Source organism: Cereibacter johrii (assembly GCF_001720585.1).
Taxonomy (GTDB): Bacteria; Pseudomonadota; Alphaproteobacteria; order Rhodobacterales; family Rhodobacteraceae; genus Cereibacter_A; species Cereibacter_A johrii.
In genome coordinates this window covers 12,709-32,113 of the sequence record NZ_MABH01000165.1, presented here as the reverse complement: position 1 = coordinate 32,113, position 19,405 = coordinate 12,709, and the positions used below count along the sequence as shown (strand labels likewise).

Below are 19,405 nucleotides of genomic sequence, written 5' to 3'. Positions count from 1 at the left end.
GGGTTGGTATGGATAGCGATCCCTCCCTATGTAGGGGAGGCCCCGCGGCAAGTCCACCGCCGCGCCTGCAAGACGTTCGATAGAGGAGACATCCCATGAGGCCACTTGCGGCCATCCTCGCGCTGCCGATCCTCGAGATCGCGCTGTTCGTCACCATCGGCGGTGCGATCGGCCTTCTGGCCACGCTGCTCATCATCTTCGGAACGGCCGCGCTCGGTGTCTTCCTGCTGCGCCGGCAGGGGGTCGAGATGCAGGCCGCGCTGCAGATGCCGCGGCGGATGGATCCGCTGGTGCTGATGGCCGATGGCGCGGCCGTATCGCTGGCGGCGGCGCTGCTGATCCTGCCCGGCTTCTTCACCGACACGCTGGGCCTGCTGCTTCTGATCCCGCCGGTCCGGCGGGCGCTGATCCGCCGGCTCGGGCGCAATGTGCAGGTGCGCAGCACCGCATGGCGCGGGCCGGTGCGGGACGATGCGCCCATCGACGCGGACTATCACGAGATCGAGCCCGTGCGCGATCCGCTGGCTCCGCCGTCGCAGCCGCCGGGCAACTCCGGCTGGACGCGGCATTGAGGCGCAGCCGCCGACCTGATACACCGGCCGCAAATGGCCCGTGACCCAGGGAGAGACAAGATGACCGATGCCAATGGAGCGCCCGCAGAGGCCGCACCGCAGATCCGGATGCAGGTGCTCGCGCAATATGTGCGCGACATGTCCTTCGAGAACATGGTGGCCCAGAAGGGCCTTCAGGGCGGCGACGTCCAGCCCGACATTCAGGTGCAGGTGAGCCTCGACGCCCGCAAGCGGTCGGTGGAACATCAGTATGAGGTCATCACCAAGTTCAAGGTGACCTCGAAGAACAAGTCGGGCTCTACCGAGACGCTGTTCCTGCTCGAGCTCGACTACGGCGGGATCTTCCATGTCGAGAACGTGCCGGAAGATCAGCTGCATCCGTTCCTGCTGATCGAATGCCCGCGCCTGCTGTTCCCCTTCGTGCGCCGCATCATCTCGGACGTGACGCGCGACGGCGGCTTCCCGCCGCTGAACGTCGATACGGTCGATTTCCTCGCGCTCTACCGGATGGAGCTGGCCCGCCGCGCCGAAGCGCAGAAGGCGGCCCAGCCCGTTCAGTGAGGCTCAGGCCCGCTTGAGCCAGATCGCGCCGTCGCCCAGCTTCGCCACGAAGGCGGCATGGGCGGCGGCCTCCTCCTCGGTGATGCGCGGCGCCAGCGCCACGGGCCGGGGCCGAGGGCGCCATTCGCCCTCGGGGCTGCCCGGACGCGCCCCGGCCGAGCTGGCCAGTCCGAAATCCGGCTGCCGCCCGCCGATCAGTTCCAGATAGACCTCTGCCAGGATCTCGCTGTCGAGCAGTGCCCCGTGCTTCTCGCGCGCCGAATTGTCGACGCCGAAGCGGCGGCAGAGCGCGTCGAGCGTGGCGGGCGCGCCCGGAAACCGCTGCCGCGCCAGCGCCAGCGTGTCGAGCGCCTGATCGGGCGCGAGGCGGGGCAGGCCGGCGCGCCCCAGCTCGAAATTCAGGAATTTCATGTCGAAGGCGGCGTTGTGGATCACGAGGCGAGCCTCGCCCACGAAGTCGAGGAAGGCGCGTCCGATGGTCGCAAAGACCGGCTTGTCGCGCAGGAACTCGTCTCCGAGGCCGTGAACCTCGAAGGCCTCGTTCGGCATCGGCCGCTCGGGGTTGATATATTGGTGGTAGGTGCGCCCCGTCGGCATGTGGTTGAAGAGCTCGACCGCGCCGATCTCGACGATCCGATGTCCTTCGGAGGGCTCGAAGCCGGTGGTTTCTGTGTCGAGGACGATCTCACGCATCGGCGGTCTCCCGGATATGGGCGATGAGCGCCCGGACATAGGCGCGTGCGGCGTCGAGGCCCAGCGTCTCGAGGATGTGGGTCGCCCGGGCGCGCTTCTCGCGGTCGGGCATCTGGCGGGCGAGGATCGCTTCGAACTGTGCCTCGGTCATGGTGCCGCGCCCGAGCACGCGAGCCCGCTGCAGCGCGGGCGGCGCGGTCACCAGGAGGACCGCATCCATCTCGGCCTCGGAGCCCTTCTCGTAGAGGAGCGGGATATCGAGAAGCACGATGTCGGCGCGGGTCTGGGCGAGGAAGGCGGCCCGGTCGGCCGCGACCGCCGGATGGACCAGCGCCTCGAGCCGGGGCAGGGCCGTGGGATCGGCCGCGATCCAGTCGCGGAGCGCGCCGCGGTCTACCGCGTCCTCCTGAAGCGCGGCCGGGCAGAGGTCCGCCACGGGGCCCACCAGCGCGCCTCCGGGCGCGTAGAGCCGATGGACGGCGGCATCCGCATCCCACACCGGCACGCCCTCTTCCGCGAAGAGAGCGGCCGTGGTGGACTTGCCCATGCCGATCGAGCCGGTCAGGCCGAGGCGGAAGGGTCTCATGCGGCCAGCACGGCGGCCCGGGTCTCCTCGTCCACCTCGGGCCGGACGCCGAACCAGCGCTCGAAGCCGGGCGCGGCCTGGTGCAGGAGCATCCCGAGCCCGTCCACGGTCCGGCAGCCCGCCGCCTCGGCCTCGACCAGAAGCCGCGTCCGCAGCGGCGCATAGACGAGATCCGTCACCACGGCCTTCGGGTTCAGCGCATCGAGCGGCACACGAAACTCGGGCTTGCCCACCATGCCGAGCGAGGTGGTGTTCACGACCGTCATCGCATCTTCGAGGATGTTGCCGGCCTGCACCCAGTCATGCACATGCACCTTGGCGCCGAAGTCCGAGCGGAGCGCGTCGGCCCGCGCCCGGCTGCGGTTCGCGAGCCGGATCTCGGGGACGCCCACCTCGATCAGCGCGGCGATGACGGCGCGCGCGGCCCCGCCCGCGCCCCAGACCACCGCCGGCCCCGACTGGGGCTGCCAGGCGGGTGCATTCTGGCGCAGGTTGGCGGTGAAGCCGGTCCCGTCGGTGTTGTCGGCGTGGATCTTGCCGTCCTTGCTGAAGATCAGCGTGTTGGCCGCGCCGATCAGCGCCGCCCGGTCGGTCACGATGTCGGCCAGACCGATCACCGATTCCTTGTGCGGGATCGTCACGTTGCAACCGACGAACCCCATCTTCGGCATCGTGGCCAGCACGTCGCGCAGGTCGGCCTGCGCCACGTCCATCGGGATATAGTGGCCCTTCAGCCCGTAGCGCTTCAGCCAGTAGCCGTGCAGCGCCGGCGACCGGCTGTGGGCGATGGGCGATCCGAGCACCCCCGCCAGCGGGATCCGCGTGAGTTCCGTCATGTCGGGATGAAGCCTCTTTGACCCAGATAATTCAAGAGCGGCAGGAGCGGCAGGCCGAGGACGGTGAAATAATCCCCCTCGACGGCCGAGAAGAGCCGCACCCCTTCGCCTTCGAGATGGTAGCCTCCGACCGAATGGCGCACGGCCTCCCAGTTGCGGGCGATGTAGCCGTCGATCCAGCTGTCGGAAAAGTCGCGCATCGTGAGCCGCACCTCGCCCGCATGGCGCCAGACCGGGCGGCCCTCCTCGTAGAGGACGACGGCCGAGATCAGCTTGTGCGTCTCGCCCCGCAGCCGGAGGAGCTGGGCGCGCAGCGCCTTGGGCGAGGGGGCCTTGCCCCAGACCTCGCGGCGGAAGGCCAGCACCTGATCGCAGCCCAGAACCAGCGCCTCGCGGTGCCGCTCGGCCAGCTTCTGCGCCTTCATCTCGGCCAGCGTGTCGGCCACGTCGAGCGGAGAGGCACCCTCGGCCTCCAGCGCCCCGCGCACGCCCTCCTCGTCGATGCGGGCGGGCAGGGCCTCGAGCTCCAGCCCCGCGGCCCGAAGGAGCGCGAGCCGCGTTTCCGAGGCAGAGGCGAGAAGAAGGCGCATGGGGAGGAGGCTGTGGATAGTCTGCTTCTGTTCCTGACGGCGAATCCGGCACAAGCCGGGCTGTCGGTGACCGATGGTCCGTCAAGATGCCATGTTATCGGGCAAAGAGCCACAGTTGTCCACTCGTGGACGAAGCTTCCCGCCTGCCGTGGACGAACCGCCTCTCCCATGGCTGGGGAGAGGTCGCCTGAAACTTATCCACACAGAATAATTTCCGTAACCGACTGTAATTACGCGTGTTTCACGGAGGGGCCAAAAATTCTCCACACTTATACACACCGCTGCCCCCAGAGGGAACCTTGTGGACAAGCGCAGGGGTAAGATCGGAAATCCAGTTATCCCTGCGCCCTACTGCATCATTCCCTTCTAATCTTTCTTTTCTTATGAGGATGGCCGACCGCTTCGAGGAGACGACGATGGGCACGTTCCTGGCCGACTACTACCTGTGGACCAAGTCGCTGCATGTGATTTCGGTGCTGGCCTGGATGGCGGGGCTCTTCTACCTGCCCCGGCTCTTCGTCTATCACGCCGAGGTCGTAAAAGCCGGGACCGACACCGACGCGCTGTTCCAGACCATGGAGCGGCGGCTTCTGCGGGCGATCATGAACCCGGCCATGATCTCGACCTGGATCTTCGGCCTGCTCCTCGTCTTCACGCCGGGCATCGTTGACTGGTCGATGCTCTGGCCCTGGACGAAGGCCGCCTGCGTTCTGGCGATGACCGGGTTTCACATGTGGCTCTCGGCCCGTCGGCGCGACTTCGCGGCTGGCGCCAACCGCCACGCGGGGCGCACCTACCGCATGATGAACGAACTTCCGACGCTCCTCATGCTGGTGATCGTCTTCTCCGCTGTGGCGAAATGGAACTACTGGGGCTTCTGAGCCCCCGGCCAACATCATTGACTCACGGCGTCGCAGCGCCTATGTGCGGCCTTGCAGGGCCGTCCGGCCCAATGCATCTTCCCGACTTATGCTGCAGCGACTCCCCCTTCTGGAGGCGCTCCTGACGAGCGCAGAGTGCCATGAACGAACGTCTCAACCTCGCTGACCTGAAGGCCAAGACTCCGGCCGATCTCCTGGCCATGGCCGAGGAGTGGGAGATCGAGAACGCACCTTCCATGCGGAAGGGCGAGATGATGTTCTCGATCCTCAAGGAACATGCGGAGGAAGGCTACGAAGTCGGCGGAGACGGCGTGCTCGAGGTGCTGCAGGACGGTTTCGGCTTCCTGCGCTCGCCCGAGGCCAACTATCTGCCGGGCCCCGACGACATCTACGTCTCGCCCGAGATCCTGCGCCAGTTCTCGCTGCGCACCGGTGACACGATCGAGGGCGTGATCGTCGCGCCGCGCGAAAACGAGCGCTATTTCAGCCTGACGCGGGTGACGAAGATCAACTTCGACGATCCCGAACGGGCGCGCCACAAGGTGCATTTCGACAACCTGACGCCGCTCTATCCCGACGAGCGGCTGAAGATGGAAGTCGACGATCCGACGGTGAAGGACCGGTCCGCGCGCATCATCGACCTGGTGGCGCCGATCGGGAAGGGGCAGCGCGGGCTGATCGTGGCGCCGCCGCGGACCGGCAAGACGGTGCTCCTGCAGAACATCGCCCATTCCATCGCGACCAATCACCCCGAATGCTACCTGATCGTGCTGCTCATCGACGAGCGGCCCGAGGAGGTCACCGACATGCAGCGGTCGGTGAAGGGGGAGGTGGTCTCCTCGACCTTCGACGAGCCCGCCACGCGGCACGTCGCCGTGGCCGAGATGGTCATCGAGAAGGCCAAGCGCCTCGTCGAGCACAAGCGCGACGTGGTGATCCTGCTCGACTCGATCACCCGCCTTGGGCGCGCCTTCAACACCGTGGTGCCCTCGTCCGGCAAGGTGCTCACGGGCGGTGTGGATGCCAACGCGCTTCAGCGTCCGAAAAGGTTTTTCGGTGCAGCGCGGAACATCGAGGAGGGCGGGTCGCTGACGATCATCGCGACCGCCCTGATCGATACCGGCAGCCGGATGGACGAAGTGATCTTCGAGGAGTTCAAGGGCACCGGCAACTCCGAGATCGTTCTCGACCGGAAGGTCGCCGACAAGCGCGTGTTCCCTGCCATGGACATCCTCAAATCCGGCACCCGGAAAGAGGATCTGCTGGTCGACAAGTCCGACCTGCAGAAAACCTATGTCCTGCGCCGCATCCTGAACCCGATGGGCACCACCGATGCGATCGAGTTCCTGATCTCGAAGCTGCGGCAGACCAAGAGCAACGCGGAATTCTTCGATTCCATGAACACCTGAGCGACCCGCTCGACAGGACTCCGGGATGGACACGATCTACGCCTTGGCCAGCGCACGCGGCAAGGCCGGAGTGGCGGTTTTGCGCCTTTCCGGACCGCGGTCGCATGAGGCGGTGCAGGCGTTCGGCGTCCCCTTGCCTCCTCTCCGGCACGCGGCGCTACGGCGGCTGACGTGGAACGGCGAGGTTCTCGACGAAGCTCTGGTGCTGCTCTTCGGCGCCGGTGCGAGTTTCACCGGCGAGACATCGGCTGAGCTGCATCTTCATGGAAGCCCTGCTGCCGTCTCCTCGGTGCTTCGGGTCCTGTCCGGCCTGCCCGGTCTGAGGGCAGCCGAGGCCGGCGAGTTCACTCGCCGGGCCCTGGAGAACGGTCGGCTCGACCTCGCGCAGGTCGAGGGGCTGGCTGACCTGATCGATGCCGAGACGGAAGCTCAGCGCCGTCAGGCGATGCGGGTGTTTTCCGGCGCCATCGGCGAGCGGGCAGAGCAGTGGCGGGCCGACCTCATCCGGGCTGCGGCTTTGCTCGAAGCGACCATCGATTTCGCCGATGAGGACGTGCCGGTCGATGTCACGCCCGAGGTGCTGACCCTGATCGACGGCCTGTTGGCGGATCTTCGGCGGGAAGTCGACGGATCGCGGATCGCCGAACGGATCCGCGACGGGTTCGAGGTCGCGATCGTCGGCGCACCCAATGCCGGGAAATCCACGCTCCTTAATGCGCTTGCCCGGAGAGAGGCTGCGATCACCTCCGAGATCGCCGGCACCACCCGTGACGTGATCGAGGTTCGGATGGACCTCGACGGGCTTCCCGTGACCTTTCTGGACACGGCGGGATTGCGGGAAACATCGGACCTTGTCGAGAGCCTCGGCATCGAACGTGCCGTGGCCCGGGCACAGGCGGCGGACCTGCGCGTTTTCCTGCTGGACGACAGCGGACCCTTGCCCGGGGTTGCCGTTCAGGCCGACGATCTGGTCGTGCAAGGCAAGGCGGATCTTCGTCCGGGGCAGGGACTGCGCCTCTCGGGTCGCACGGGCGAGGGTGTGCCGGAGCTCGTGGCCGCCATCGGCGAGAGATTGCGGTGGCGCAGCGCCGGTGCCGGAAGTTTGACCCGCGAGCGGCACCGTCTCGCTATCGAACGTGCGATCGGGGCTATGGAATCGGTGCGGGCTGAGCTATTGAATGGCCAACAGCACACGGAACTGGCGGCGGATGACCTTCGGCGCGCGATCCGCTCCCTCGACTCACTGGTGGGAAGGGTGGACGTGGAGTCGCTGCTGGGTGAGATCTTTGCCAGCTTCTGCATCGGGAAGTGAGGGTGTTTCACGTGAAACATTTCGACGTTGTGGTCATCGGGGGCGGACATGCCGGTTGTGAAGCGGCTGCCGCTGCTGCGCGCATGGGCGTTCAGGTTGCGCTGATTACGCTCCGGAAGTCCGGGCTCGGCGTCATGTCCTGCAATCCCGCCATCGGCGGTCTGGGGAAGGGCCACCTCGTCCGCGAGATCGATGCGCTCGACGGGATCATGGGCCGCGCGGCCGATGAGGCCGGAATCCAGTTCCGTCTGCTGAACCGGAAGAAGGGTCCGGCCGTCCAGGGTCCCCGCGCTCAGGCGGATCGCCGGCTCTATCGCGAAGCCGTGCAACGGCTTCTGGCGGAGCAGCCGGGTCTGACCATTATCGAAGGCGAGGTCGTCGACCTGCAGGTTTCGGGCGATCGGGTTCAGGGCGTCTCGCTGGCGGACGGGACCCGTATCGTGGCAGGGCGGGTGATCCTCACCTCGGGGACGTTCCTGAACGGCATCATCCATATCGGGGACCAGCAGCGCCCCGGGGGGCGGATGGGTGATGATCCATCTCGGCGCCTCGCAGCGGTCTTGGGGGAGTTGTCTCTGGCACGCGGGCGGTTGAAGACCGGTACCCCGCCGCGCCTCGACAGCCGCACGATTCGATGGGCCGAGCTCGAAATGCAGCCGGGCGACGAGGATCCGGTGGTTTTCTCTTTCCTGAACCGTGCGCCCAAAGCGCGGCAGATTGCCTGCGGGATTACCCATACGAACGAGCGCACCCACCAGATCGTGCGGGACAACCTGGGTCGCTCCGCCATGTATGGTGGCCATATCGAGGGGGTCGGGCCGCGCTACTGTCCGTCCATCGAGGACAAGATCGTGCGCTTTGCGGATAAGCAGGAGCATCAGGTCTTTCTTGAGCCCGAGGGCCTCGACGATGACACCGTCTATCCCAACGGGATCTCGACCTCGCTTCCTGCGGACGTTCAGGAGGCCTATGTCCGCACGATCGTCGGGCTCGAGGAGGTGCGCATCCTGCAGCCCGGCTACGCGATCGAGTATGATTACTTCGATCCACGCGAACTGCGCCCGACTCTTGAAGTGAAGGCGCTCGGCGGGCTTTACTTCGCCGGCCAGATCAACGGTACGACCGGTTACGAGGAAGCCGCAGCTCAGGGACTCGCGGCGGGGCTCAACGCGGCCTTGTCGATCCGTGGTTGCGAGCCGCTCCACTTCAGCCGCTCGGGGAGCTACCTGGGTGTGATGATCGACGATCTCACGACCCGCGGTGTCACCGAGCCTTATCGCATGTTCACCTCGCGCGCCGAGTTCCGTCTGTCTCTCCGCGCCGACAACGCCGACCAGCGCCTGACGCCGATCGGGCTGGATCTCGGCTGCGTCAGCGACGCGCGACGGGAGAGCTTCAGCAGGAAGCGCGAGATGCTGGAGAAGGGGAGGGCCCTTCTCGAGGGCAGCACCTTCACGCCGTCGCAGTTGAACGAGCTGGGGATCAAGGTCAGCCAGGATGGCGTCCGACGCACGGCTTTCGCTGTGATGGCCTTCGGCGAGGAGGCTGCGTCGGCCGTGGAGCAGGGGATCGAAGGATACGGCGACCTGCCGGAAGAGATCCGCCAGCAGCTTGCGAAGGACGGGCTGTATGCGCAATTCATCCTGCGGCAGGAAGAAGAGGCAGCGGCACTGAAGCGCGACGAGGCGATTCGCATTCCGGCGGATTTCGATTATGCGCCCTTGTCGGGCCTGTCGAGCGAGCTGAAAGCCAAGCTGATGCGCGCTCGCCCGTCGACCATTGCCCAGGCGGCTCAGCTGGAGGGGATGACGCCGTCTGCCCTGACGTTGATCCTTGCCCGCCTGCGGCGCGCGGGCCGGGATGCGGCGGCCGTATGATGCAGGAGAGCGTGCTCGCGCAGCTGGATGTTTCACGTGAAACATCCGAAAAGCTCTCACACTTCGTCGCGCTGGTGGAGAAGTGGAACAAGGCGGTCAATCTGATCGGGCGCTCCACCGTCGACAGCATCTGGACGAGGCACGTCCTTGATTCGGCGCAGCTGCGGGCACATCTTGCCCTTCGCCCGCGCCTGTGGCTGGACCTCGGAAGCGGTTCCGGCTTCCCGGGGATTGTCATTGCGATCATTGCGGCCGACGAGTCGCCCGAGTCTCGATTCGTTCTGGTCGAATCGGATCAGCGGAAGGCCACCTTCCTGCGCACGGCCTGTCGCGAGCTGGAACTCTCCGCGTCGGTGCTGGCCGCGCGCATCGAATCGCTTCCGCCGCAGGGTGCTGATGTCATCAGTGCCCGCGCTCTGGCCGCCTTGCCCGAGCTTTGCGCGCTGGCTGCGCCGCATCTGGCACCGAATGGGATCTGCCTCTTCCCGAAGGGCGCAGGGCACATCAGCGAGATTGCAGCGGCGCGCCAGTCGTGGAACATGGAGCTGGAGACTCTGCCGAGCCTCACCGACCCCGACGCCGTCATCCTGAAGCTGAAAGCCCTGGCTCATGTCTGATTCGATCCGACCCGGCAAGCCGCTCATCCTGGCGATCGCTAACCAGAAGGGGGGCGTGGGCAAGACCACGACCGCCATCAACCTGGCCGCTGGCCTCGCGGAACTCGGGGCCCGGATCCTGGTTGTCGATCTCGATCCGCAGGGAAATGCCTCGACCGGCCTCGGGATCGAGGCCCCCGACCGGCTGAAGACCAGCTACGATCTTCTGCTCGACAAGCCGGATCTGGACGAGGTCATCCTGCCGACCCGCACCGACAACCTGTTCCTCTGTCCGGCGAATGCGGATCTCGCCTCTGCCGACATCGAGCTTGCGGTGAACGAGAAGCGGAGCCAGCTGCTCCGCGAGGCGCTGCGTCAGCAGGGTATGGAGCGGTTCGGCTTCGACTACATCCTGATCGACTGCCCGCCGTCGCTGAGCCTGCTGACGGTGAACGCCCTCATCGCCTGCGATTCGGTTCTCGTCCCGCTGCAGAGCGAATTCTTCGCCCTCGAAGGGCTGTCGCAACTCATGCTGACGATCCGCGAAGTGCGGGGGACAGCCAATCCGGCGCTGAAGATCGAGGGCGTGCTGCTCACGATGTATGACAAGCGGAACAACCTGTCGCAACTGGTTGAGGGCGACGCGCGCCAGAACCTCGGCGATCTGGTCTTCCGCACGATGATCCCGCGAAATGTGCGTGTCAGCGAAGCGCCGTCCTACGCGCTGCCAGTGCTGTCCTACGATCCGACGTCGAAGGGCAGCGAAGCCTATCGGGCGCTGGCTCGAGAGATCGCGGTGCGCCACGGCTTCGCGGCCCGACAGGAACCCGCCTTGTGATGGAGAAGAAGATGGAGCGTCGTGGGCTTGGCCGCGGCCTGTCCGCGCTGATGGCGGACATTCAGGTCGAGGTCGATGCGGGGCAGGGCGCTGCGCGCCGGCCGGATCTTCTGGTGCCGGTCGAGAAGCTGGTGCCGAACCCGAATCAGCCTCGTCGCGATTTCGGACCGGAGGCGCTGGAGGATCTGGCGGCGTCGATCCGGCAGAAGGGCGTGATCCAGCCGCTGATCGTCCGGCCGATGCCGGAGGGCGACCGCTACGAGATCGTGGCGGGCGAGCGGCGGTGGCGGGCATCGCAGCTCGCGCAGCTGCACGAAGTGCCGGTGATCGTGCGCGAGTTCGACGATACCGAGGTGCTCGAGGTCGCGATCATCGAGAACATTCAGCGCGCGGACCTGAACGCGATCGAAGAGGCGATGGGCTACCGTCAGCTGATGGACCGATTCGGCCATACTCAGGAAAAGCTGGCGGAGGCGCTGTCACGGAGCCGCTCTCACATTGCTAACCTGTTGAGATTGCTACAGCTTCCTGACGACGTTCAGGTCTGGCTGCGGGAGGGGAAGCTGACCGCGGGCCATGCGCGGGCGCTCATTACCACGCCCAACGCCTCGGATCTGGCGCGGCAGGTGATCTCGCGCAACCTCTCGGTGCGGGACACGGAGCGTCTGGCGCGCGGGGCGGGCGAGAAGCGCAAGCCGAGCGCGCCGCGCGGAGGCCGCGAGAAGGATGCCGATACGCGGGCGCTCGAGGCGGATCTCTCGGCCAATCTGAAGATGGCGGTGACGATCGATCACGAGCCGGGCGGCGAGAGTGGGCGGCTCACGATCCGCTACACCACGCTCGACGATCTCGACACGCTGTGCCGAACGCTCTCGGTCATGCCGAGGGACGGGTCCATATGAAGAGGCCGGAGGCGCAGAGCGCCGCCGCCTGAACGGCAAGGATCGTCGGTCGGAGACCAAGGCCGACCGAGATCCCGAAGACAGCCAGCATCGACAGGGTCGCCATCTGCTTGCCCTTGAGCGATATGGCGCCTGAACGCTCCCAGTCGCGGATGGGCGGGCCGAGGACAGGGTGGTGGATCAGCCAGTTGTGCAGCCTCTCGGACGAGCGGGCGAAGCAGAAGGCCGCCAGCAAGAGGAAAGGGACGGTGGGCAGGAGGGGCAGGAAGATGCCCAGCACGCCCAGTCCCAGCGCGGCGAGGCCGGCCGAGACCCACAGGAGCCGCATCTTACGCCCCCGCCAGAGCGGTGATGACCGAATTCAGGACCATCCGGCCCTCGGTCGTCGCGCAGATCCGCTCGTCGTCGATGTCGATCATGCCCATCTCCCGCAGGTCCGCGACCCGCCGCTCGTCCAGTGGCCGCCCGGCCAGCGCCGCGTGGCGCCCGCGGTCCAGTCCCTCGCGGAGGCGGAGGGACATCATCAGATATTCGAGCGCATGATCCTCAGGGTCCAGTCGGACCCGCGGGCTTTCGCCGTTTCCGTCGCGTTCCACGCGCTCGAGCCAAGCGCCGGGTGCCTTGGGCGCCTCGGTCGCCCACCGTCCGGTCGGAAAGGTGAGACGCCCATGGGCGCCGGGCCCCACGCCCGCATAGTCGCCGCCGCGCCAGTAGATCAGGTTGTGGCGCGATTCGGCACCCGGCCGCGCGTGATTGGAGACCTCGTAGGCGGGCAGGCCCGCTCGCTCGCACAGATCCTGTGTCAGCGCATACATGTCCGCCGACAGCTCCTCTTCCGGCAGCCCCCGCAGCTTGCCCCGCTTGAAACGCTCGCCGAAAGCCGTGCCGTCTTCAACTGTAAGTTGATACATCGAGAGGTGATCGGCGGCCATCGCCAGTGCCTCGGTCAGTTCGCCGCGCCAATGGTCCAGCGGCTGGTCCTGCCGGGCATAGATCAGGTCGAAGCTCACACGGTCGAAGGTCGCGCGTGCCACGTCGAACGCGGCCCGCGCCTCGGCCACCGTGTGGAGCCGCCCGAGCTTTCTGAGGTCGGTGTCGTTCAGCGCCTGAATGCCCATCGAGATGCGGTTCACGCCCGCCGCGCGATAGCCCCGGAAGCGCCCGGCCTCGACCGAGCCCGGATTGGCCTCGAGCGTCACCTCGAGATCGTTGGCGAGCGGCCAGGTGGCGCGCACCGTCTCGAGGATGGCCGCCACGAGCTCGGGCTCCATCAGAGAGGGCGTGCCGCCGCCGAAGAAGACCGAGTTCAGCACCCGGCCTTCGGTCTCGGCGCCCAGACGGCGGATTTCGGAGAGATAGGCGCGCTGCCAGCGCTCTTGGTCGATGGTGGCCGCGACGTGGGAATTGAAGTCGCAGTAGGGGCATTTCGACTGACAGAACGGCCAGTGCAGGTAAAGCCCGAAGCCGCCGTTCCGCCAGTCGTCCATTGCTACCCCTTGAAGGCTGTCACCTCGATCTCGACCAGCATCTCGGGGCGGATCAGCCCGGCGATGACCATGGTCGCGGCCGGGCGGATCTCGCCCAGCACGTCCCCCAGAACGGGGACCAGCGCCTCGACCAGCGCCGCATCGGTGACCGTATACTGCACCCGCACGATGTCGGCCATCGTGAAACCGGCCTCCTCAAGAACGCGTGCGATGGTGGCGAAGCAGTTGCGCCCCTGGGCCGCGATGTCCTCGGGCATGGTCATGGTGGCATAGTCATAGCCGGTGACGCCCGAGACGAAGCACCAGCCGCCCTTCACCACGGCGCGCGAATAGCCCATCGTGGCCTCGAAGGGCGAGCCGCTGGAGATGCGCCTCATTTGAAGCAGCCCTGCATGAGGTTGCGGAAGGCGCGGGCGCGGTGGCTGATCTCGTTTTTCTCCCAGCGGTCCATCTCGCCGAAGGTGAGCTCGCTGCCGTCGGGCTGGAAGATCGGGTCGTAGCCGTGGCCCTGCTGGCCCCGCATCGGCCAGACGACCTGGCCGGGCATCACGCCCTCGAAGACCTCATCATGGCCGTCGGGCCAGGCGAGGACCAGCGTGCAGCGGAACTGCGCGCGACGCGGGAAGGGGGCGTTCGCCGCTTCGAGCTTGGCCCAGGTGTCGGTCATGGCCTTCACGAAGTCCCGGCCCGTGGGGGTCATGGCCCAGTCGGCGGTATAGACCCCCGGCGCGCCGTCGAGCGCGTCGATGGTGATCCCGGAATCGTCGGCCAGCGCCACCATGTCGGCGGCCTTCGCTGCCGCATGGGCCTTGATGCGCGCATTGCCCACGAAGCTGGTCTCGGTCTCTTCCGGCTCGGGCAGGCCCAGCTCTCCCGCCGAGACGACCTCGATGCCGAGGGGCTCGAAGAGATGCTGGATCTCTTCGAGCTTGCCCTTGTTGTGGGTGGCGACGAGCAGGCGCTCGCCCGAGAACTTCCGCGTCATTCGAGGGCGGCCTTCTGGGCGGTCACGAGGCCCGCGATGCCCGCCTCGGCCAGATCGAGCAGCTGCCCCATCTCGTCGCGCGAGAAGCTCGCGCCTTCGGCCGACATCTGCACCTCGATCAGCCGGTTGCGGCCGGTGAGGACGAAATTGCCATCGGTGCCGGCGGTCGAATCCTCGGCATAGTCGAGATCCAGCACCGGCTGGCCCGCGTAGATCCCGCAGGAGACTGCTGCCACATGATCGACGATCGGATCCGAGACGATGATCCCGGCCTTCAGGAGCTTGTTCACCGCGAGCCGCAGCGCGACCCAGCCGCCGGTGATCGAGGCGCAGCGGGTGCCGCCGTCGGCCTGCAGCACGTCACAATCGATCACGATCTGGCGCTCGCCGAGCGCCGAGCGGTCGACGCCCGCGCGGAGCGCCCGGCCGATCAGGCGCTGGATCTCCTGCGTGCGGCCGCTCTGCTTGCCCGCGGCCGCCTCGCGCCGGTTGCGCGAGGTGGTGGCCCGCGGCAGCATGCCATATTCGGCCGTCACCCAGCCGAGGCCGGTATTCTTCAGGAACGGCGGAGGCTTGTCCTCGATCGAGGCCGAGCAGAGCACATGCGTCTCGCCCATGCGGATGAGGCACGAGCCCTCGGCATGTTTCATCACATTGGGCTCGATGGAAACCGACCGCATCTGGTCGAGTTTTCTGCCGGAAGGACGCATGGAAAACCTCATCTCTGGACCGCCGTCAGATAGGCCCCGGGCGGGCCGGGATGCAACCCTGATTGACGGCGAGCCGATTGACGGGCGGCGCGGGGCCTCGCTAAAGTCGGCAGTCGCTTGGAAGGCAGCAGGATGAACGAAGGCCGCAGGATGCTCTCGGAGATGAACGACCGCTCGCGCGAGGTCTTCCGCCGCGTGGTGGAAGGCTATCTCGCCTCGGGCGATCCGGTGGGCTCGCGCACCCTCACCCGGCACATGTCCGAGAAGGTGAGCGCCGCCACGATCCGCAATGTGATGCAGGATCTGGAATATCTGGGCCTGCTCGACAGCCCGCATGTGTCCGCGGGCCGGATCCCGACCCAGCTCGGCCTGCGGATGTTCGTGGACGGGCTGCTCGAGGTGGGGCAGGTCTCGGAGAAGGACCGCGAGCGGATCGACGCGACCTTCGGGGGCAACGAGCACGATGTGGTCTCGCTCCTCGACCGGGTGGGGGCCACGCTGTCGGCGGTCACCCAGGGGGCGAGCCTCGTGCTCGCGCCCAAGCACGAGGCGGCGATCCGCCACATCGAATTCGTGAGCCTCGGCACGGATCGGGCTCTGGTGGTGCTGGTCTTTGCGGATGGGCATGTCGAGAACCGGGTCTTCCGCCCGCCGTCGGGGCAGACCGCCTCGTCGATGCGCGAGGCCGCGAACTTCCTGAACGCGCTGGTCGAGGGGCGGACGCTGGGCGACCTGCGCCAGACCATCGGGCAGGAAATCACCCGCCGTCGCCAGGAGATCGACGCGCTGGCGCATGATCTGGTGCAAAGCGGGCTGGCCGTCTGGGAGAACCCGGGCGAGCAGTCCGAGCGGCTGATCGTGCGGGGGCAGTCGCACCTGCTGGAGGGCGGGGCGGAGGCCGCCGATTTCGAGCGGATCCGCACGCTCTTCGACGATCTGGAGCGCAAAAGGGACATCGCGGAATATCTGGAACTGACCGAGGCGGGCGAGGGCGTGCGCATTTTCATCGGCTCGGAAAACAAGCTTTTCTCACTTTCGGGTTCCTCTCTGGTGGTCTCTCCCTATATGAACGCGGATCGAAAGATCATCGGCGCCATTGGCGTGATCGGTCCGACGCGGCTGAACTACGGCCGTATCGTTCCGATCGTCGACTACACGGCGCAGCTGGTGGGTCGGCTGGTGTCCGACCGCGGCAAGGGATGACGAGCATGACGAACGCAAGGAAAGACGAGATGGCCGAGGACCAGGCACCCCGGGAAGAGACTGTCGAAGCGCCCGAACTGACGGAGGCGCCGGAGATCGACGAACTCGAGACCCTGCGCGCCGAACGCGACGAGCTGCGCGACCGATTCATGCGGGCGCTGGCGGATGCCGAGAACAGCCGCAAGCGGGCCGAGCGCGACCGGCGCGAGGCCGAGCAATATGGCGGCACGCGGCTCGCGCGCGATCTGCTGCCCGTCTACGACAACCTGAGCCGCGCGCTCGAGGTGGCGACGGACGAGCAGAGGGCGGCGGCGGCGGCCCTGATCGAGGGCGTGGAACTCACGCTTCGCGAATTGCGCAACGTGATGAACAAGCATGGCGTGCGCCCGATCACGCCGCAGGTGGGCGACACGTTCGACCCGCAGCAGCATCAGGCGATGTTCGAGGCTCCGGTGCCCGGCACCAAGGCCGGCCAGATCATCCAGGTGATGACCGAGGGCTTCATGATCCACGACCGGCTGCTGCGCCCGGCACAGGTGGGCGTGTCCTCGAATACCGGCGCCTGAGCGCTTCCCGGGGTGGCTGTGGCCGCCCGGGAGGGGGGGCTGCGCGCCCCCCGCCCGACCCCGGGGGGTCGGGCTCCCCCGCGGGATATTTCTGCCAGAATGAAAGCGGCCTCAGGTCAGGAGGGCGCGGAGGTCGTAGAGGAGCTTCAGCGCCTCGCGCGGGCTGAGGTCGTCGGGCTGGATCTCGCGCAGCCGCTCTTCCACGGGTGAGGTCCTCGGAGCCGCGGGCGCGGGCGGCGGCGGGGCCGCGCGGAAGAGCGGCAGGTCGTCGATCAGGGCCTGCCGTCGGCCGCCGCTCTCGCGTTCGCCCGACTCGAGCGCGTCGAGCACGGTGCGCGCGCGCTCGATCACCGAGGCGGGCAGGCCCGCGAGCCGTGCCACCTGCACGCCGTAGGAGCGATCGGCCGCACCGCGCCGCACCTCGTGCAGGAAGATCACGTCGCCTTCCCATTCCTTGACCGCGACGGTGGCGTTTTCCACGCCCCCGAGCTTGCCCGCGAGCGCCGTCATCTCATGGTAGTGGGTGGCGAAGAGGGCGCGGCAGCGGTTCCGGTCGTGCAGATGTTCGAGTGTGGCCCAGGCGATGGAGAGCCCGTCCCAGGTGGCGGTGCCGCGGCCGATCTCGTCGAGGATCACGAGGGCGCGGTCGTCGGCCTGATTCAGGATGGCCGCGGTCTCGACCATCTCGACCATGAAGGTCGAGCGGCCGCGCGCCAGATCGTCGGAGGCGCCGACGCGGCTGAAGATCTGGCTCACGAGGCCGATATGGGCGCGGCGGGCGGGGACGAAGCTGCCCGCCTGTGCGAGGAGCGCGATCAGGGCGTTCTGGCGCAGGAAGGTGGATTTGCCGGCCATGTTCGGCCCGGTGATGAGCCAGACCGCCGGCGTCTCGCCGGTGGAGAGGTCACAATGGTTGGCCACGAAGGGGGTGCCGGTGCGGCGCAGGGCGCGCTCGACGACCGGATGGCGCCCGGCCTCGATGGCGAAGGCGCGGCTGTCGTCGATCTCGGGCTCGGTCCAGTCCTCGGCCACCGCGAGGTCGGCGAAGGCCGCGATCAGGTCCAGCTCGGCCAGCGCCCGGGCGGCGCGTCCGATCTGGCCCGAGAGATCGAGGATTGCCGTCCGCAGCGCTGCGAAATGCATCTTCTCGAGATCGAGCGCGCGGTTGCCCGCGTTCAGGATCCGCGTCTCGAGTTCCGACAGCTCCACCGTCGTGAAGCGCACCTGCCCGGCGGTGGTCTGGCGATGGATGAAGCGCTCGGAGAGCGGGGCCGAGAGCATCTTCTCGGCATGGGTCGAGGTGACCTCGATGAAATAGCCGAGCACATTGTTGTGCTTGATCTTCAGGCTCTGGATGCCGGTCAGCTCGATGAAGCCCGCCTGCATCGAGGCGATGACGCCGCGGCCCTCGTCGCGCAGGCGCCGCGTCTCGTCGAGATCCGCATCGAACCCCTGTGCGATGAAGCCGCCGTCGCGGGCGAGAAGCGGCGGCTCGGCCACCAGAGCCTGATCGAGGAGATCCCCCAGCGCCTCGTGGCCGCCGAGCGCCTCGAGCGCGCGGGTGACGAGGGCGGGCGCCTCGGCGGGCATCCGGTGCGCGATCTCGTGGGCCTGGGTGAGGCCCGCCCGGATCGCCGCCATGTCGCGGGGACCGGCGCGGTCGAGCGCCAGCCGCGAGAGGGCTCGGTCCATGTCGGGCACGCGGCGGAGGCTCGCGCGCATCTCTTCGCGCAGGCGCGGCTCCTCGGTGAGCCAGCGCACCGCGCCGAGCCTCTCGTGGATCAGGCCGACGTCGCGGGTGGGGCTCGAGAGCCGCCGTTCGAGCAGGCGGGCGCCCGGGGCGGTGACGGTGCGATCCACGGCGGAGAGGAGCGAGCCCTCGCGGCCTCCGGCAAGGGCCTGCGTGATCTCGAGATTGCGGCGGGTGGCGGCGTCGATCTGGACCGTGCCGCCCGCCATCTCGCGCACGGGCGGGCGCAGGAGCGGCAGCTTGCCGCGCTGGGTGAGGTCGAGATAGTCGACCAGCGCCCCCATGGCCGAAAGCTCGGCCCGGGTGAAATTGCCGAAGCTTTCGAGCGTGCCCACGCCGAAGAGCGCGCAGAGCCGCTTCTCGGCCGAGGCGCTGTCGAAGCTCGCCCGCGAGAGCGGCGTCAGCGCGCAGCCCACCTCCTCGATCCAGTCGAGCTCCCACTCGTCGGCCACCAGCAGCTCGCGCGGGGCGAGGCGGGCCAGTTCGGGCATGAGGCGCGGCAGCGGGCAGGCGGTGACGCTGAGCTCGCCCGTCGAGATGTCGGCCCAGGCGAGCGCCGCCTCGTCGCGGATCTCGGCGAAGGCGCAGAGGTAGTTGTGCCGCCGCGCCTCGAGCAGCGTGTCCTCGGTCAGCGTGCCGGGCGTGACGAGGCGCACGACCTCGCGCCGGACCACGGACTTGGAGCCGCGCTTCTTCGCCTCGGCCGGATCCTCCATCTGCTCGGCGATGGCCACGCGGAAGCCCTTGCGGATCAGGGTGAGAAGATAGCCCTCGGCTGCATGGATCGGCACGCCGCACATGGCGATGTCCTCGCCGCGGTGCTTGCCGCGCTTGGTGAGCGCGATGTCGAGCGCCTCGGCGGCCAGAGCCGCGTCGTCGAAGAACATCTCGTAGAAGTCGCCCATCCGGTAGAACAGGATGGCGCCGGGGTTCTGCGCCTTGATCTCGAGATATTGCGCCATCATCGGCGTGACGGTGTCGTCGCTCACGCTGCCCCCTTCCACTTCGGTCGGGCGACCCTACAAAAGCGCCTCTGCGGGGAAAAGCCGCA

The 19,405-nt window shown here is 67.5% G+C and carries 21 protein-coding genes; 11 read left to right on the top strand and 10 right to left on the bottom strand.

The features are described from left to right. The first annotated feature begins 95 nt into the window (after nucleotides 1-95). Together A9O63_RS15355 and secB are read left to right on the top strand one after the other, a co-directional pair. Nucleotides 96-572, top strand: coding sequence for an FxsA family protein (locus tag A9O63_RS15355; RefSeq protein ID WP_069332727.1), 477 nt, complete (start codon nucleotides 96-98; stop codon nucleotides 570-572). 60 nt (nucleotides 573-632) lie between these two features. After that, a complete protein-coding gene (secB, locus tag A9O63_RS15350) occupies nucleotides 633-1,133 on the top strand; it encodes a protein-export chaperone SecB (RefSeq protein WP_069332726.1) in 501 nt (166 codons plus the stop codon). Between the two features lie 3 nt (nucleotides 1,134-1,136). Here secB and dnaQ read toward each other — a convergent pair whose 3' ends face one another. From dnaQ to A9O63_RS15330, 4 genes are read right to left on the bottom strand one after another with little or no spacing between them, the layout of a single operon-like run. Then, complete coding sequence (gene dnaQ, locus A9O63_RS15345; protein WP_069332725.1) at nucleotides 1,137-1,826, bottom strand: DNA polymerase III subunit epsilon; 690 nt, start codon at nucleotides 1,824-1,826, stop codon at nucleotides 1,137-1,139. Then, nucleotides 1,819-2,412 (bottom strand): dephospho-CoA kinase, encoded by a 594-nt coding sequence (coaE, locus tag A9O63_RS15340; protein WP_069332724.1) that lies wholly within the window; start codon nucleotides 2,410-2,412, stop codon nucleotides 1,819-1,821. Before coaE ends, dnaQ begins: the two co-directional genes overlap by 8 nt. Further along, the gene (locus A9O63_RS15335) at nucleotides 2,409-3,248 is read right to left on the bottom strand and encodes a shikimate dehydrogenase (RefSeq protein ID WP_069332723.1); all 840 of its coding nucleotides are present in this window, start codon (nucleotides 3,246-3,248) and stop codon (nucleotides 2,409-2,411) included. Before A9O63_RS15335 ends, coaE begins: the two co-directional genes overlap by 4 nt. Then, nucleotides 3,245-3,838, bottom strand: a complete 594-nt coding sequence (locus A9O63_RS15330) for a Maf family protein (RefSeq protein ID WP_069332722.1) — start codon at nucleotides 3,836-3,838, stop codon at nucleotides 3,245-3,247. The genes A9O63_RS15335 and A9O63_RS15330 overlap by 4 nt, the downstream gene beginning before the upstream one ends. A 383-nt stretch (nucleotides 3,839-4,221) precedes the next feature. On the opposite strand from A9O63_RS15330, the gene hemJ reads away from it, so the two are divergent. The 7 genes from hemJ to A9O63_RS15295 all read left to right on the top strand — a co-directional run bounded on the left by hemJ (nucleotide 4,222) and on the right by A9O63_RS15295 (nucleotide 11,653). Further along, nucleotides 4,222-4,719 carry a protoporphyrinogen oxidase HemJ gene (gene hemJ / locus A9O63_RS15325; protein ID WP_191993821.1) on the top strand — a complete coding sequence of 166 codons (498 nt, stop codon included), beginning with the start codon at nucleotides 4,222-4,224 and terminating at the stop codon, nucleotides 4,717-4,719. A 140-nt stretch (nucleotides 4,720-4,859) separates the two neighbouring features. Then, on the top strand, nucleotides 4,860-6,128 hold the full coding sequence (rho, locus tag A9O63_RS15320; protein ID WP_002721730.1) for a transcription termination factor Rho: 1,269 nt from the start codon (nucleotides 4,860-4,862) through the stop codon (nucleotides 6,126-6,128). 25 nt (nucleotides 6,129-6,153) lie between these two features. Further along, a complete protein-coding gene (gene mnmE, locus A9O63_RS15315; protein ID WP_069332720.1) occupies nucleotides 6,154-7,440 on the top strand; it encodes a tRNA uridine-5-carboxymethylaminomethyl(34) synthesis GTPase MnmE in 1,287 nt (428 codons plus the stop codon). Between the two features lie 11 nt (nucleotides 7,441-7,451). Beyond that, nucleotides 7,452-9,317 carry a tRNA uridine-5-carboxymethylaminomethyl(34) synthesis enzyme MnmG gene (gene mnmG, locus A9O63_RS15310; RefSeq protein WP_069332781.1) on the top strand — a complete coding sequence of 622 codons (1,866 nt, stop codon included), beginning with the start codon at nucleotides 7,452-7,454 and terminating at the stop codon, nucleotides 9,315-9,317. After that, entirely contained in the window at nucleotides 9,314-9,934 is a 621-nt protein-coding gene (gene rsmG / locus A9O63_RS15305; RefSeq protein ID WP_069332719.1) for a 16S rRNA (guanine(527)-N(7))-methyltransferase RsmG, read from the top strand. The genes mnmG and rsmG overlap by 4 nt, the downstream gene beginning before the upstream one ends. Then, a complete protein-coding gene (locus tag A9O63_RS15300) occupies nucleotides 9,927-10,751 on the top strand; it encodes a ParA family protein (RefSeq protein ID WP_069332718.1) in 825 nt (274 codons plus the stop codon). The genes rsmG and A9O63_RS15300 overlap by 8 nt, the downstream gene beginning before the upstream one ends. Further along, the gene (locus tag A9O63_RS15295; RefSeq protein ID WP_069332717.1) at nucleotides 10,751-11,653 is read left to right on the top strand and encodes a ParB/RepB/Spo0J family partition protein; all 903 of its coding nucleotides are present in this window, start codon (nucleotides 10,751-10,753) and stop codon (nucleotides 11,651-11,653) included. Before A9O63_RS15300 ends, A9O63_RS15295 begins: the two co-directional genes overlap by 1 nt. Here the strand turns inward: A9O63_RS15295 and A9O63_RS15290 are convergent. From A9O63_RS15290 to rph, 5 genes are read right to left on the bottom strand one after another with little or no spacing between them, the layout of a single operon-like run. After that, nucleotides 11,628-11,981: a YbaN family protein gene (locus A9O63_RS15290; RefSeq protein ID WP_069332716.1), complete on the bottom strand. Its 354-nt coding sequence runs from the start codon at nucleotides 11,979-11,981 to the stop codon at nucleotides 11,628-11,630. The two genes, A9O63_RS15295 and A9O63_RS15290, sit on opposite strands and share 26 nt — an antisense overlap. 1 nt (nucleotide 11,982) lies before the next feature. Continuing rightward, nucleotides 11,983-13,140 (bottom strand): radical SAM family heme chaperone HemW, encoded by a 1,158-nt coding sequence (gene hemW / locus A9O63_RS15285; protein ID WP_069332715.1) that lies wholly within the window; start codon nucleotides 13,138-13,140, stop codon nucleotides 11,983-11,985. Between the two features lie 2 nt (nucleotides 13,141-13,142). After that, nucleotides 13,143-13,517 (bottom strand): RidA family protein, encoded by a 375-nt coding sequence (locus A9O63_RS15280; RefSeq protein ID WP_002721714.1) that lies wholly within the window; start codon nucleotides 13,515-13,517, stop codon nucleotides 13,143-13,145. Beyond that, nucleotides 13,514-14,125: an RdgB/HAM1 family non-canonical purine NTP pyrophosphatase gene (gene rdgB / locus A9O63_RS15275; protein ID WP_069332714.1), complete on the bottom strand. Its 612-nt coding sequence runs from the start codon at nucleotides 14,123-14,125 to the stop codon at nucleotides 13,514-13,516. The genes A9O63_RS15280 and rdgB overlap by 4 nt, the downstream gene beginning before the upstream one ends. Next, nucleotides 14,122-14,835, bottom strand: coding sequence for a ribonuclease PH (rph, locus tag A9O63_RS15270; RefSeq protein ID WP_069332713.1), 714 nt, complete (start codon nucleotides 14,833-14,835; stop codon nucleotides 14,122-14,124). The genes rdgB and rph overlap by 4 nt, the downstream gene beginning before the upstream one ends. A 132-nt stretch (nucleotides 14,836-14,967) precedes the next feature. Here rph and hrcA point away from each other — a divergent pair, with 132 nt between their 5' ends. After that, nucleotides 14,968-16,038 carry a heat-inducible transcriptional repressor HrcA gene (gene hrcA / locus A9O63_RS15265; protein WP_069332712.1) on the top strand — a complete coding sequence of 357 codons (1,071 nt, stop codon included), beginning with the start codon at nucleotides 14,968-14,970 and terminating at the stop codon, nucleotides 16,036-16,038. Nucleotides 16,039-16,043: 5 nt separating this feature from the next. Then, nucleotides 16,044-16,604, top strand: a complete 561-nt coding sequence (locus A9O63_RS15260; protein ID WP_069332711.1) for a nucleotide exchange factor GrpE — start codon at nucleotides 16,044-16,046, stop codon at nucleotides 16,602-16,604. A 111-nt stretch (nucleotides 16,605-16,715) separates the two neighbouring features. Here A9O63_RS15260 and mutS read toward each other — a convergent pair whose 3' ends face one another. Then, entirely contained in the window at nucleotides 16,716-19,343 is a 2,628-nt protein-coding gene (mutS, locus tag A9O63_RS15255; protein ID WP_084295968.1) for a DNA mismatch repair protein MutS, read from the bottom strand. Nucleotides 19,344-19,405: the final 62 nt, after the last annotated feature.